Source organism: Modicisalibacter luteus DSM 23508, from assembly GCF_000378505.1.
GTDB lineage: Bacteria > Pseudomonadota > Gammaproteobacteria > Pseudomonadales > Halomonadaceae > Modicisalibacter > Modicisalibacter luteus.
In genome coordinates, this window is record NZ_KB899995.1 from 21,144 (window position 1) to 34,986 (window position 13,843).

At 63.1% G+C, this 13,843-nt stretch carries 13 protein-coding genes; 5 read left to right on the forward strand and 8 right to left on the reverse strand.

The window, feature by feature from the left end; all coding sequences use genetic code 11:
• Positions 1-53: 53 nt before the first annotated feature.
• Entirely contained in the window at positions 54-944 is an 891-nt protein-coding gene (gene ubiA / locus F568_RS0111225) for a 4-hydroxybenzoate octaprenyltransferase (protein WP_019018823.1), read from the reverse strand.
• Between the two features lie 29 nt (positions 945-973).
• Entirely contained in the window at positions 974-1,507 is a 534-nt protein-coding gene (locus F568_RS0111230) for a chorismate--pyruvate lyase family protein (RefSeq protein WP_019018824.1), read from the reverse strand.
• Positions 1,508-1,584: 77 nt separating this feature from the next.
• Between F568_RS0111230 and F568_RS0111235 the strand changes: the two genes are divergently transcribed.
• The 4 genes from F568_RS0111235 to yccS all read left to right on the forward strand — a co-directional run bounded on the left by F568_RS0111235 (position 1,585) and on the right by yccS (position 5,999).
• Positions 1,585-2,745 carry an NAD(P)/FAD-dependent oxidoreductase gene (locus F568_RS0111235; protein ID WP_019018825.1) on the forward strand — a complete coding sequence of 387 codons (1,161 nt, stop codon included), beginning with the start codon at positions 1,585-1,587 and terminating at the stop codon, positions 2,743-2,745.
• A gap of 124 nt (positions 2,746-2,869) precedes the next feature.
• A complete protein-coding gene (locus F568_RS0111245) occupies positions 2,870-3,145 on the forward strand; it encodes an HU family DNA-binding protein (RefSeq protein WP_019018826.1) in 276 nt (91 codons plus the stop codon).
• A 170-nt stretch (positions 3,146-3,315) separates the two neighbouring features.
• A complete protein-coding gene (locus tag F568_RS0111250; protein ID WP_019018827.1) occupies positions 3,316-3,675 on the forward strand; it encodes a hypothetical protein in 360 nt (119 codons plus the stop codon).
• Between the two features lie 110 nt (positions 3,676-3,785).
• Positions 3,786-5,999, forward strand: coding sequence for a YccS family putative transporter (gene yccS / locus F568_RS0111255; RefSeq protein ID WP_019018828.1), 2,214 nt, complete (start codon positions 3,786-3,788; stop codon positions 5,997-5,999).
• A 12-nt stretch (positions 6,000-6,011) separates the two neighbouring features.
• On the opposite strand, the gene recG is transcribed toward yccS, so the two are convergent.
• Complete coding sequence (gene recG / locus F568_RS0111260) at positions 6,012-8,099, reverse strand: ATP-dependent DNA helicase RecG (protein ID WP_019018829.1); 2,088 nt, start codon at positions 8,097-8,099, stop codon at positions 6,012-6,014.
• Entirely contained in the window at positions 8,096-9,022 is a 927-nt protein-coding gene (locus F568_RS0111265; RefSeq protein WP_019018830.1) for a hydrogen peroxide-inducible genes activator, read from the reverse strand. Before F568_RS0111265 ends, recG begins: the two co-directional genes overlap by 4 nt.
• A gap of 68 nt (positions 9,023-9,090) precedes the next feature.
• Here F568_RS0111265 and F568_RS0111270 point away from each other — a divergent pair, with 68 nt between their 5' ends.
• Positions 9,091-9,969: an SDR family oxidoreductase gene (locus F568_RS0111270; protein WP_019018831.1), complete on the forward strand. Its 879-nt coding sequence runs from the start codon at positions 9,091-9,093 to the stop codon at positions 9,967-9,969.
• 51 nt (positions 9,970-10,020) lie between these two features.
• On the opposite strand, the gene F568_RS0111275 is transcribed toward F568_RS0111270, so the two are convergent.
• From F568_RS0111275 to spoT, 4 genes are all read right to left on the reverse strand, one after another.
• Complete coding sequence (locus F568_RS0111275; protein ID WP_019018832.1) at positions 10,021-10,539, reverse strand: acyloxyacyl hydrolase; 519 nt, start codon at positions 10,537-10,539, stop codon at positions 10,021-10,023.
• A 79-nt stretch (positions 10,540-10,618) separates the two neighbouring features.
• Positions 10,619-11,152 carry an RNA 2',3'-cyclic phosphodiesterase gene (gene thpR, locus F568_RS22770; RefSeq protein ID WP_019018833.1) on the reverse strand — a complete coding sequence of 178 codons (534 nt, stop codon included), beginning with the start codon at positions 11,150-11,152 and terminating at the stop codon, positions 10,619-10,621.
• 16 nt (positions 11,153-11,168) lie between these two features.
• Positions 11,169-11,558 carry a deaminase RidA gene (gene ridA, locus F568_RS0111285; RefSeq protein ID WP_019018834.1) on the reverse strand — a complete coding sequence of 130 codons (390 nt, stop codon included), beginning with the start codon at positions 11,556-11,558 and terminating at the stop codon, positions 11,169-11,171.
• Positions 11,559-11,661: 103 nt separating this feature from the next.
• Positions 11,662-13,797: a bifunctional GTP diphosphokinase/guanosine-3',5'-bis pyrophosphate 3'-pyrophosphohydrolase gene (gene spoT, locus F568_RS0111290; protein WP_019018835.1), complete on the reverse strand. Its 2,136-nt coding sequence runs from the start codon at positions 13,795-13,797 to the stop codon at positions 11,662-11,664.
• Positions 13,798-13,843 lie beyond the last annotated feature (46 nt).

The following is a 13,843-nucleotide window of genomic DNA, read 5'->3' on the forward strand; positions in this document are numbered from 1 at the left end:
ATGACAGGACAGTGACGATTACACCGCGACAATATGACAACAATATGACATGTCTACAGTGCCGGCCATAGATCCAGCACTAGCCCAGCGCACAATGTCAGCCCCGCCCAGTGATTGTTGAGAAAGGCTTGGAAACAGCGCTCCCGCGAACGGTCGCGAATCAGCCAGTGCTGGTAGACGAAGATTGCCGTCATGCCGGCCAGCCCCGCCCAATAGAAGCCTCCCAGGCGCAGCTCACCACCGACGATGGTCAATAGCAGCACCGTTATGCCCTGAAGCAAGGCGATCATCAGCCAATCCAAACGTCCGAACAGTACGGCGGTGGACTTGATACCGATCTTCAAATCGTCGTCGCGGTCGACCATGGCGTATTCGGTATCGTAGGCCACCGTCCAGGCCACGTTGGCGAAGAACAGCAGCCAGGCCTCCATGGGCACCGACTCCGTCACCGCGCCGAAGGCCATGGGAATCGCCCAGGAGAACGCCGCGCCCAGGAAGACTTGGGGCAGGTGGGTATAGCGCTTCATGAACGGATAAGTGAAAGCCAGTACCACGCCGCCGAAGGAGAGCATTACGGTGAAAAGGTTGGTAAAGCAGACCAGCACGAAGGCAGCGGCGACCAGCGCAATGAATAGCCCCTTGGCCTCGCGCTCACTGATACGCCCGGTGGCCAGCGGGCGCGACTTGGTGCGCTTGACGTGGCCGTCGAAGTGGCGATCGGCGTAATCGTTGATCACACAGCCGGCGGCGCGCATCAGGTAAACGCCGGCGACGAAGATCAGCAGCGTGCTCCTTTCCGGCAGGCCCTCGGAGGCAATCCACAGAGCCCATAGCGTCGGCCACATCAGCAGCCACGTTCCGATCGGCCGGTCGAGGCGGGTCAGGTGCAGGAAGTCGGGCAGGCGCGCGAGTCCGCGGGGATGCGTGGCTTGGGCTTGGGTCATGAAGGCCTCCGGAAACGGTCGCGGCCAGTCTAGCGTGAAGGCAGACCCAATTCATCCGCCATGCGCGCCAGGAAAAACTCCTGTACCAGCACCCGGAAGCATCCATGACGAAACTCCGAGCGTCGCCCCCACAGGCTGGGGAGCGCGCAGGCGCTGGTCGAGGTCACGCTGATCGGACCGCGCTGCAAGTCTGGCTGGCGGAACAGCCAGGAACCTAGCGAACGTTCGCCGAGCTGCCTCATGCGCTGACCATGTAGCGCATCCAGGGGAGCGACGGAGCGGGCCATGACCCAGGGGTGCCCACCGGCGCACAGGGCTACCTCGCGACACCAGGCGTAGCGCGCCGGGGAAATATTCAGCGCCAGTGCCTCATCGCGGTGAGGCCGGGTGAGGCGCTGTGAAATCAGGCGTACCTGCAATTCACCCGCCGCGTCGACCAAGCGTGCCGTCAGTGAGTCGGTCGAAGCCACCCAGCGCCACCACGCGGGACTCATGGCCGGCCGCCAGGCAGCGGCAGGACGCCAGACGAACATGGATGAGGAGGTGAACGCGTGGTGATGCACCGTGGGCTCCCGGGCCAAACAACGGGCGGTAGTGTAACATGCGGGTTTTGCACCCATTAGCCACCTCCAGGAGCGTCATGAGCGCACCATTGACCATCCTCGGCACCGGTATGGCCGGCCTGGGCCTGGCCCGTCAATTGCGCAGCCGCGATCTCGAGCGTCCGATCACCCTGATCACCGCCGACAGCGGCGATGACTATTCCAAGCCGTTGCTGTCCACCGGTTTCGGCAAGCGCATGCCGCCCGAGCGCCTGGCGGTCCGCTCGGCCCTGGAAATCGCCGAGCAGCTCAATGCCGTGGTACGCACGCATACCTGGGTAGAGTCGATCGACACGCAGGCCGGCGAACTCGTAATCGGCGCCGAACGTCTCGCCTATGGTGAGCTGGTACTGGCCACCGGCGCGATGCCTCGGGCACCATTCGCCATTCCCGATGCGCTCGTGTCACGAGTGTTCACCATTAACGACCTTGACGACTATCGCCGTTTTCACGCTGCGCTCGCGACGTTGGGACGTCCAGCGCGGGTCGCCATCGTCGGCGCCGGTCTGGTGGGCTGCGAATTTGCCAACGATCTGCGTGCCGGTGGGCATGCGGTGGCGGTGATTGCGCCCGAAGCCACGCCTCTGGCGCGCCTGCTACCTGAGCCTTTGGGCCGGGTCTTGGGCGAGTGCCTGGCCGATATCGGCATAGCATGGCACTTGGGGCGTAACCTTCAGGCCCTGGCAGAGGAAGGCGGCGATGTTCTGCTGGCGCTCGACGACGGCCACGGGGTGGAGGCCGATCTGGTACTGGTTGCCACCGGCCTGGCGCCGCGCAGCGAACTCGCGCTCACAGCGGGGCTCGAGACCAGCGCCTCGGGTATTCACACCGATCGTTACCTGCGGACCTCCGCCTCGGCAATCTACGCGTTGGGTGACGCAGCTTGTGTCGATGGCGTCAACGCCATGTATGTCCAGCCGTTGCAGGCCAGCGCCCGGGCATTGGCGGCGACCCTGAGCGGCAAGCCGACCCCGGTCAGCTACGGCGCGTGGCCGATCCTGGTAAAGACGCCGGCCTGTCCAGTGGTGGCCCTGCCGCCCAAGACGACTCCGGAGCGTTGGCGAATCGAGGGCGAGGGGCATGCCATGAGTGCCCTCGCCGAGGACAAGGACGGACGTTTGATTGGTTTTGCGTTGACAGGCGATTGCGTGCGGAGGAAAGTCGAGCTGGCGCGAGCCGCGCCGGCATTGCTAGTCTAGTGTCGTCTTAACCTTCGTGAGCGTCCTCATGCTGCGAAGGCTTAGCTTTATCCTTTTTGCCGAAGAACAAGAATTGGCGGACTGTTTCCGCCGTTGCTACAGCCAAATCAGGAGGCTCCTTCTTATGCGTAAGCCAGAACTCGCCGCGGCAATTGCCGAGCGTGCCGATCTTTCCAAGGACAAGGCCAGCCAGGTCCTCAATGTCATTCTCGATGAGATTACCGGGTCCGTGGCCAAGGGCCAGGATGTGTCGCTGATCGGTTTCGGTTCGTTCACTGTGCGTGAGCGCGCAGCACGTACCGGCAAGAACCCCCAGACTGGCGAGTCGCTGACCATTCCGGCCAGCAAGACCGTGGCCTTCAAGGCCGGCAAGGCGCTCAAGGATGCCGTGTCCAAGTAAGGTCGCTTGATGGCGCCGGGAGTCGGTAGAAGGATGGTTCTGACTCTCGGCGCATGCCGGTGGCTTATCACCGGCATTTCCTTCCCTTGCCATCCATTTCATTTATCACGAATCGGCTCACGTGGTGTTCGTGTAGGCTACGGGGCGATTCCGCCATGCTCGGAGGCCGCATGAAACTTCGTTTGATGCTATGGCTGCTCGGTTTGATGCTGAAGCGTGCTCGTCGTGGAAATCGCCGCTTTCGTGAAACGCTCAGTGATCTGCAGCGGCTGGACTGGGGGATTGCTACCGAGGACCTGAGTATTGCCCGCCACTACCGCATGTCACCATCGGCCATCAGCAGTGCGCCCGGCTTGCCAGTAGACCTCGACCTGGAGCTGCGTTTTCGTGACAGCGAGGCAGCACTGGCAATCCTGCGTCGCCCGACCCAGCGTGCCTTTCTCGACGGCCTTATGGACGGCCGTGTTCGCCTGGTGGGAGATTCCCGTGACCTGACGCGTCTGCAGCGCCTGCTGGCGGTCATGCGTTGAGACGGAGCGTAGAAGTAACCGTTCTCGTTCTGCGATTGCTGTAGTTATACTAAAGTCGTAACATCCCGGAAGGGATCCCATCGCCAGTTACAAGGCCCTGACCACCACGCATGTTGCCTCGCCTGATCGATCAGCCGCTGAGACGTCTCTGGACCCTGGATACTTTCGCCTATAGCTTGCGAGTATTCATCGCCCTGTCGGGCGCCATGCTGGTCAATTGGCATTTGGGCGACGTTTCCCTGCTGATCCCGCTGATTCTGGGGATCATTGCCTGTGCCCTGGCCGAGACCGACGACAACTGGCAGGGGCGCCTGAAGGCGTTGGGCGTGACCCTGGCCTGCTTCATCATCGCCTCGCTGTCCGTGGAACTGCTGTTCGGTCATCCCTGGGCGTTCGCACTCGGATTGGCGGTGTCTGCGTTCGGCATGACCATGCTCGGCGCGGTGGGGCAGCGCTACGGCACGATTGCCTACGCCACGTTGATCCTGGCGATCTATACAATGATTGCCATCGAGCGCCATGAAGGGGTGGCCTTCGACGAGCTCTGGCGCGAGCCATTGTTGTTGGTCACCGGCGCGGCCTGGTACGGGATAATCTCGGTCGTCTGGAGTGCATTGTTCTCGCGACAGCCGCTCAAGCTGAGCATGGCATTGCTGTTTCGTGAATTGGGCAAATATCTGCAGCTCAAGGCAATGCTATTCGAACCGGTACGCGGCGTCGATATCGAGGCCCGGCGCCTGGCGCTGGCCGAGCAGAACGGCAAGGTGGTCAATGCGCTCAACCAGGCCAAGGAGATGATCTTTCGTCGCCTGGAGGGGCAGCGCAGCGCACACAAGCTCAATCGTTACTTACGGCTGTACTTCATCGCCCAGGACATCCACGAACGGGCCAGTTCCTCCCATTACCCCTACGGCAAGCTGGCGGAGACGTTCTTTCACCACGACGTGCTGTTCCGCTGCCAGCGCCTGCTCGAGCAGCAGGGCCATGCCTGCCGATCCCTGGCGCGGGCGCTGTTAATGCGACAGGCATTCGAACATGGCCAGAGCGAACAGGCACTCAATGACCTGCACGCCTCGCTAGGTTACCTGCGAGCCCAGCAGCGTCCCGAATGGCGCGGCCTGCTACGTTCGCTGGAGGCGTTGGCCGACAACTTGGCAACCCTGGAACAGCAGCTTTCCCGGGCCCAAACCCCTGACGTGCGTTCCGAGCAGGAGGACAACAGCCTGTATGATCGGTCACCGCAGGGGCTGCGCGACATCCGGGATCGCCTGCAGTCGCACCTGACGCCCTCGTCGCCGATCTTTCGCCACGCCGTGCGCTTGGCGGTAACGCTGGTGGTCGGCTATGGCGTGCTGCTGCTCGTGCACCCCAAGCAGGGCTACTGGATCCTGCTGACCAGTCTGTTTGTGTGCCGGCCCAACTTTGGCGCCACGCGGCGCTTTTTGTGGCAACGTGTGCTGGGCACGGTGATTGGTCTGGTCGCCGGTTGGGCGCTGATTACGCTGTTCCCGAGCCAGTGGGTGCAATTGTTGATCGCCGTCGCGGCGGGGGTGGTGTTCTTTGCCAACCGGGCCCGACATTACGTGATTGCCACTGCGGCCATCACGCTGCTGGTGCTGTGCTGTTTCAATCAAGTGGGCAATGGCTTCGGGCTGATCTGGCCGAGGCTGTTCGACACTTTGGTGGGCGGCTTGATTGCCGGTCTGACGGTCATGCTGGTCCTGCCTGACTGGCAGGGACGGCGTCTGCATCGCCAGGGGGCATCGGCTCTCGAGGCCAGCAGCCGCTACCTGCGCGAGATCCTCAGCCAGTACGTCGATGGCAAGCAGGACGATCTCGATTATCGCCTGGCGCGTCGCAACGCGCACAATGCCGACGCCGCGCTGTCGACCCTGCTGGCCAACGTGCGTCTCGAACCGGGCCACTTTCGCAAGGACGCCGAGGTCGGCTTCCGGTTTTTAGGCAATTCCCATACGCTGCTCAGCTACCTGTCGGCGCTCGGCGCCCACCGCGGCGAGACCCGGGCACTGGCTGACGATACCGAGCTGCGGGCCCTGGCTGAAGCCATCGTCGACGATATCGAGGCGATCGCCGACCGGCTGAGAAAGCGCACCGTTATGCCGGCCCTCGAATCGGCTGAGGCGCGTGCGATGGCGCTGGAGGCCATGGCGGCTGAAGAGCCCAGCGATGAACGCCGCTTGGTACAGACACAACTGGCCCTGATCAGCCGTCAGCTGCTGCCGCTACGCGATACCGCCGCCAGACTGGCAGCACAAGAAGCCAACATCAGCCCGGCGGCTTTGTTACCGCAAGCACAAAGCTAGCCATGTTCAGCCTTATACTTGGCCGTAGCGCCCCGCCTCCTCACCCAGCCAGCGTTGAATCAGCCCCTTGCTGGCGTCCGGTGCCTCTTCCAATAGCGCACGGGCCAGCGGACTGACACGGTCAAGCAGGTCACGATCACGCTCCAGATCGGCAATCTTCATTTGGGCCAGGCCGGTTTGGCGAGTGCCCAGCACTTCACCGGGACCGCGCAGTTCGAGATCCTTCTCGGCGATGCGGAAGCCATCGGTGGTTTCGCGCATCACGCCCAGGCGTTCACGGGAGTGAGCCGACAAGGGTGGATGATAGAGCAACACACAGAAGCTTTCGGTACCGCCGCGCCCGACCCGGCCACGTAGCTGATGGAGCTGTGACAGGCCCAGCCGTTCCGGGTTCTCGATGATCATCAGGCTGGCGTTGGGTACGTCCACTCCGACCTCGATCACCGTAGTGGCGACCAGCAGATCGAGTTCACCGCTCTTGAAGGCATCCATGACCTCGGCCTTCTCGGCAGCCTTCATGCGCCCGTGCACCAGGCCGACGGCGAGTTCCGGCAGGGCTTCGGTCAGGGCGTCACGGGTCGCTTCGGCGGCCTGGCATTGCAGGGCCTCGGATTCTTCGATCAGCGTACATACCCAATAGGCCTGGCGCCCCTCGGCGCAGGCATTGCGAATGCGCGATACCACCTCGGGGCGGCGCTCGTCGGGCACCGCGACGGTCTGTACCGGGGTGCGGCCCGGTGGCAGCTCATCAATCACCGACAGGTCTAGGTCGGCATAGGCACTCATCGCTAGGGTGCGCGGGATGGGCGTGGCAGTCATGATCAACTGATGCGGAGTGAGTCCACCCGCCTCGCCTTTCTGGCGCAAAGCCAGGCGCTGATGCACACCAAAGCGATGCTGCTCGTCGACGATGGCCAGGCCCAGGCGTTTGAAGTGTACGTCGCTCTGGAACAGCGCATGGGTGCCCACCACCACCTGGGCGCGTCCGTCGGCGATGGCCGCCTTGGTATCCAGGCGTGCCTTGCCCTTGAGCTTGCCGGCTAGCCAGGCCACGTCGATGCCCAGCGGGGTGAACCAGTCGCGGAAGTTGCGGAAGTGCTGCTCGGCGAGGATTTCGGTGGGCGCCATCACCGCCGCCTGGTAATTGCCGGCGATGGCCTGCAGGGCGGCCATCGCCGCGACCACCGTCTTGCCCGAGCCGACATCACCTTGGACCAGGCGCAGCATGGGAACCGAGGTTTCCAGATCGCGGGCAATCTCGTCGAGCACACGGCGCTGGGCACCGGTCAGCGAGAACGGCAACTGGGTGACAAAGCGTGCCTGCAAGCCGCGTCCCGACGGCAGCGCAGGCGCGCCGTCAGTCTGAATGCGTAGGCGCACCTGGCGCAGGCTCAACTGATGAGCCAGCAGTTCCTCCAGGGCCAGGCGACGCTGGGTGGGATGCGTGCCGGCCGCCATGCGTTCGATATCGGCGTCCGGCGGCGGTTCGTGCAGATAGCGCAGGCATTCATGCAGGCCGGGCAGGCGGAAGCGTTCGCGCAGCGGCTCGGGAATGCCGTCCGGCAGCGTCTCGGGCGCCTCGTCGAGCGCCTTCAATGCCTGACGGATCAGCCCGCGCAGGCGCGGCTGGGCGAGACCTTCAGTGGTCGGATAGATGGGCGTCAGGTGTTCATCGACCGGGACATCGCCCTGACCGAGCAGGCGGTACTCGGGATGGTAGATTTCGAGCCCGGTAGCCCCGGCGCGGGCTTCACCGAAGCAGCGCACATGGGCGCCACGCGTGAACTGCTTGTGCTGCGCCGGGGAGAAGTGGAAGAAGCGCAGGCTGAGAATGCCCGAACCGTCCTTGAGGCGGACCAGCAAGCTGCGGCGACGCCCCTTGACGATGTCGGCAGCGGAGACTTCGCCATCGATGACGGCTTCCTGGCCGGCGCGCAGCGTGGCGATCGGTGTAATGCGTGTGCGATCCTGGTAACGCAATGGCAGATGGAACAGCAGGTCGGCGACCCGTTCGATGCGCATTCGGGCCAGCTTGGCAGCCAGTGCCTCACCGACGCCGGCCAGGCCGGTGACCGGCTGTGACAGCAGCGTGTCTGTCATGCCGGGGCGGGTACTGACCGTTCCTGGCGGCATTGGTCGATGGCACTGATCAGGGCGTCGATGGCCTTGGGCCGTGGATAGCTGGCCCGCCAGGCGATTGCCACGGCACGGCTTGGCGCCTCGGGTGTGAATGGGCGGCTTTCGAGCATGCCGGACTCGTAATGACCGGTACCGATCGCCGAATGCGGCAGCACGGTGATGCCCAGCTTGGAAGCGACCATGTGCCGGATGGTCTCCAACGATCCGCCCTCGGCGGTCAGCGTGTTGGTCGGGCTGTTGAGATGTGCGTTGATGGCCGGGCAGGCCTCGAGGATCTGGTCACGGAAGCAGTGGCCCTCGCCGAGCAGCAGCAGGCGCTCGTCGAGCAGGTCATCCTTGTCGATGGTGGTCTTGGCCGTCCAGGGATGATCGCTGGGCATCAGCACCTCGAAGGGTTCCTCGTAGAGCTGGCGCGTGACCACATCGGCCTCGGTGAAGGGCAGTGCCACGATGATTGCATCGAGCTCGCCACTACGCAGCTTGCGGCGCAGCTCGGCGGTGAAGTTCTCTTCGATGTACAGCGGCATGCGCGGCGCCGACTGGGCCAGCTCGGGAATCAGGTGCGGGAACAGGTAGGGGCCGATGGTATAGATAGCGCCGATACGCAACGGGCTGGATAGTTGGTCCTTGCCCTCATTGGCCAGTTCGCGGATCACGCTGGCCTGCTCGAGCACACGCTGGGCCTGCTCGACGACTTTTTCCCCCAAGGGGGTCACCTGAACGGTCGACTTGGAACGCTCGAACAGGGCCACACCAAGCTCCTCCTCGAGCTTCTTGACCGCTACCGACAGCGTCGGCTGCGAAACGAAGCAGCGCTCGGCGGCTCGCCCGAAATGACGTTCCTGTGCCAAGGTTACGATGTACCTGAGTTCTGTTAGAGTCATGGTTGGGCCCGCAAGGGCTTCCTGTCACAAATATGGATATGTTCGTTTTACCAAGGAGCCAGGTAAAGGTGAAGAACACAACATTGATCCTCGGCTGTGGCGACATCGGAACGTCGCTCGGCCGGCAGCTCGTCGACGCCGGCCATCGCGTGATCGGCGTGCGTCGCAATCCCAAACCCCTCGCCAACACCGGCATCGAGCCACTGGCGCTGGATTTTACCGATCCTGCCGGGCTGTCGACGCTGCCTGATGCAGATATCGTCGTCTATGTGGCCAGTGCCGATCGCTTCGACGAGCAGTCCTATCAGGCAGCCTATGTCGATGGCCTGAAGGCCGTGCTCGATGAATTAGGCGGACGCAAGCACAAGCCTACCCGGGTCTTCTTCGTGTCGTCGACCAGCGTTTATGCCCAGCAGGACGGCGAAATCGTCGATGAAAACTCCGAAACCAAGTCACGCGGCTTCTCGGGCCAACTGATGCGCAAGGCAGAGCAGGCGCTCATCAAGCATAAACTGCCGGGCACAGCCGTGCGATTTTCGGGTATCTACGGCCCGGGGCGCGACCGACTGATCTGTCAGGTCCGCGAGGGACGCATGGCAGCGTCCAACCCGCCGATGTATTCCAATCGCATCCATCGCGACGACTGCGTGGGCATCCTGGCGCACTTCATCAATATGGCGCTGAACGGCAAGCCGCTGGATGACATTTATCTGGCCAGCGACTGCGAACCGGTGCCCTTGCATGACGTGATGGCCTGGCTGGCCAAGCGCCTCAAGGTCGAGTCCATCGAGACCATCCAGTCGCCGTTGCGTCGTCGATCCAGCAAGCGTTGCGACAACACCCGGCTGTGCAAGACGGGCTACCGTTTTCGCTACCCGACCTATCGCGAGGGCTACGCCCACGTGCTTTCCTGCGAGCGTTCCACACCCGAGCCGGAAAAGGCCTGAAGAGGCTGACCCGCAAGCGAACGGCAGGTGCTGCGCACCTGCCATGCCGAGTCATAGCGGGTGGCGATACCCCAGCGTGACCATATCCAGACCGTTGTTGGGTTTCTTGATGTCGGCATTGGAGTAGTGCGTGAAGGCCAGTGCCACTTCGCCCCGGCCTACATGCAGGCCTGCTGCCACACGATCCTCGAACTGGAACGCGGTGGACAGGTTGCGTCCCTCATAGCGCGTATTCAAAAACAGGGCGCCACCAATGCCTGCCTCGACGAAGGGCTGCGTTGCGGTGTCGGCGAACGTGTAGCGAAACGCCGGCGTAACGATCAGAGCGGCATTGTCATCGCCCTCGTTGCCGGGCAGCAGCAGGACGCCACCGGCCAGGCGCAGGGACAGTCCTGGCTGCCAATGAGCCAAACTGTACTCACGGTCGAGTTCGAGTTTAACGGTGGATTCGGATTCGCTGTTCTTGCCCACCGCCACATAGAGATCCGCATTGGCGAATGTCGGCATGCCCAGCATGGCGCCTAGTAGTAGGCTTCCCCACAGGGCCCGGGGGCTGACGGATTTTACCATGATTCCATTCCTTTCTTCTTTGAGTTCCTGGCTTCCTGCTGTCCCCACGATGGCAGGCGCATAACGCGTCGGCAATCGCTCATTGGTCGGGGCCCCGCGTCTGCGCCAAGGTGACGTAGCGACGCCTTGGGCCGTCGACGGCCGAATGGACCAGGGCGGCGCGGTGATACGTCCAGGCGAGTGGCAGATGCCCGGCGGCGATATCATGTGAGGCACGCTGCCGGGCCTGGCGTAGCAACGTCACGTGGGGACGAAAGGGCCGCTGGGGTGGGATGAAACCCAGCGTAGCCAGGGATGCCCAGAGCTCCGCCTGGAAATCCAGCAGCTGCTCGGGCACTGCCTCGCTGCCTGCCCATACGATACCGCCACGAGGAAAATGGCCGAGCCGGTCGAGGGTCCAGGTACCCTCGGGACCGGTCAACTGCTGCGTCAATGCAATAAGTTCGTCTACCTGGGGCGGCGAGACGTCACCCAGAAAGGCCAGGGTAAGGTGCAGCTTGTCGTCTGCGGTCCGCCGCCCTCCGCAGCGATGGCGGGCCTGTTCGGCCAGCCCAGCGAGGTGGGTACGCACCGAGTCATCGGGCCACAGGGCGAAGAACAGTCGCTGAAGCATGAATTTCAGTGAAGCATCAGTCGCCCAGCACCATTACCGCCTCGGCCTCGAACTGGCTGCCCTTGGGCAACGCCTTGACCCCAACTGCGGCGCGTGCCGGATACGGTGCCTGGAAGAACTCTTCCATGACCTGATTGACGGTGGCGAAGTCGTTGAGATCGGTCAGGTAGAGGTTGAGCTTGACGATATCCTGCAGAGAACCGGCAGCCTCTTCGCAGACGGCACGCAGATTGGTGAAGACCTGGCGGGCCTGGACGGCAATATCGCCCTCGACGAGTTCCATGGTCTGTGGGTCGAGAGGAATCTGGCCCGACAGGTAAATGGTGTTGCCGGCCTTGATGGCCTGGGAATAGGGGCCGATGGCGGCAGGGGCCTTCTCGGTGTGAATGACGGCCTTGTTGCTCATGGGTAGCTCCTTGCGTTGTCGTTGTTCCGGTTGGGACCGGGTTCCGGTATCGATGAAAAACACTCGCCCTGCCGTGAGGGGCACGGCAGGGCGAGTCAGGGTTTCAGTTGCGGACGCGGTGGATCTTGCCGACGTGGGGCAGGTTGCGAATCCGCTTGATGATGCGGGCCAAGTGTACGCGATCGCGTACCGCTAGGATCAGGTTGACGATCGACAGGCGAGCGTCGCGTTCCTCGATGCCGATGCGCTCGATATTGGCATCGGCGTCGGTGACCAGGCTGGCCAGTTCGGCAACCAGGCCGCGGCGTGTTTCCATCTCGATGCGCAGCGCCACCGGGAAATCACCACTGATATCCGCGGACCACTCCAGGGTAAACAGCTTGTCGGGATCGTCGCGCTTCAACTCGTCCAGGTTACGGCAATCGAGGCGATGCACGACAATGCCTTTGCCCACCGACAGGTGGCCGACCACTGAGTCGCCGGGAAGCGGGTGGCAGCAGCGCGCGAAACTGATCACCATGCCTTCGGTGCCGCTGATCACCACCGGGCCTTTTATCGGGCCGCTGATGTCGCCGGGGAGCTGTTCGCTGGCCTGACTCTCGGTCAGGCGCCGGGCCACGGCATAGGCCATGCGCGTTCCCAGGCCGATGGATTCCAGAAGATCGTCGGCGTGCTTGAGTTCGAACTCCTCGATCACACGAGGCAGGCGCTCGCTGGGCAACTCCTCGAGACTGGTCTCGTAGTCCGCCAAGGCCTTGTTGAGCAGGCGGCGACCAAGCTGGATCGACTCGGTGCGTTGCTGATGCTTGAGTGCATGGCGAATCGCCGAGCGCGCCTTGGCAGTGATCACGAAATTCAGCCAGGCCAGGTTGGGCCGGGCGCCGGGAGCAGTAATGATTTCCAGGGTCTGGCCGCTTTCCAGGCGGGTCGACAACGGCGCCAGGTGGCGGTCGATGCGACAAGCGATACAACTGTTGCCAATGTCGGTATGCACCGTATAGGCGAAGTCCACCGCCGTGGCCCCTTGCGGCAGCTCCATGATGTCGCCCTTGGGCGTGAACACGTAGATGTCGTCGGGAAAAAGGTCGTTCTTGACGTGCTCGATGAACTCCAGCGGGTTGCCGGCATGGCGCTGCATCTCGAGCAGGCCCCGCACCCATTCGCGGGCGCGTGCATGGCTGCCGGCAGCGATGGGACGCTCGGTCTGACCGGCCTTGTAGAGCCAGTGGGCGGCGATGCCGTTATTGGCCATCGCCTCCATCTCACGGGTGCGGATCTGCACCTCGATGGGCATGCCGTTGGCGCCGAACAGCGTGGTGTGCAAGCTCTGGTAGCCGTTGGCCTTGGGGATGGCAATGTAGTCCTTGAAACGCCCCGGGACCGGCTTGTAGAGGTTGTGTACCGCACCGAGGATGCGATAGCAGGTGTCGACGTCGTCGGTGATGATGCGAAACCCGAACACGTCCATGATCTCGGCGAACGGCTTGCGCTGGTCGCTCATCTTGCGATAGATCGACAACAGGTGCTTCTGGCGGCCGACCACCGTGCCGGGCAGGCCGTCGTCGTCGAGGCAGTTCTGCAGGCTGGTCTGTACCTGACGGATCATCGTGCGGCGATTGCCGCGGGCCTTGGATACGGCACGCTTGATACGCTCGGCGCGCATCGGGTGGATGGCCTGGAACGACAGATCCTCGAGTTCGACACGAATGGTATTGATGCCCAGGCGGCCGGCAATGCGTGCATAGATTTCCAGCGTCTCGCGGGCGATTCGACGCTTCTTGTCGGGGCGCAGGGCACCCAGCGTGCGCATGTTGTGCAGGCGGTCGGCGAGCTTGACGATGATCACGCGAATGTCCTGAGACATCGCCATGACCATCTTCTGGAAATTCTCGGCCTGGGCGACCGCCTTGTCCTCGAAGGTGATCTGGGTCAGCTTCGAGACGCCGTCGACCAGTTCCGCCACCGGTTCGCCAAACTGTCTGGCCAGGGCAACCTTGGACACGCCGGTGTCCTCGATCACGTCGTGCAGCATGGCGGCCATCAGGCTCTGATGGTCCATGTGCATGTTGGCGAGAATATTGGAAACGGCGAGCGGGTGGGTGACGTAGGGTTCGCCGGAGCGACGGCGCTGGCCGTCGTGGGCTTGCTCGGCGTAATAGAAGGCGCGCTTGACCTGCTGGATCTCGTCTTGGGGAAGGTAGCCGGCCAAGCGGTCGGCAAGGTCATCGATGGTGAACATTCAGCGCGCCTATCCAGAAACCTCGGGTCGTATCATTACGTTATCC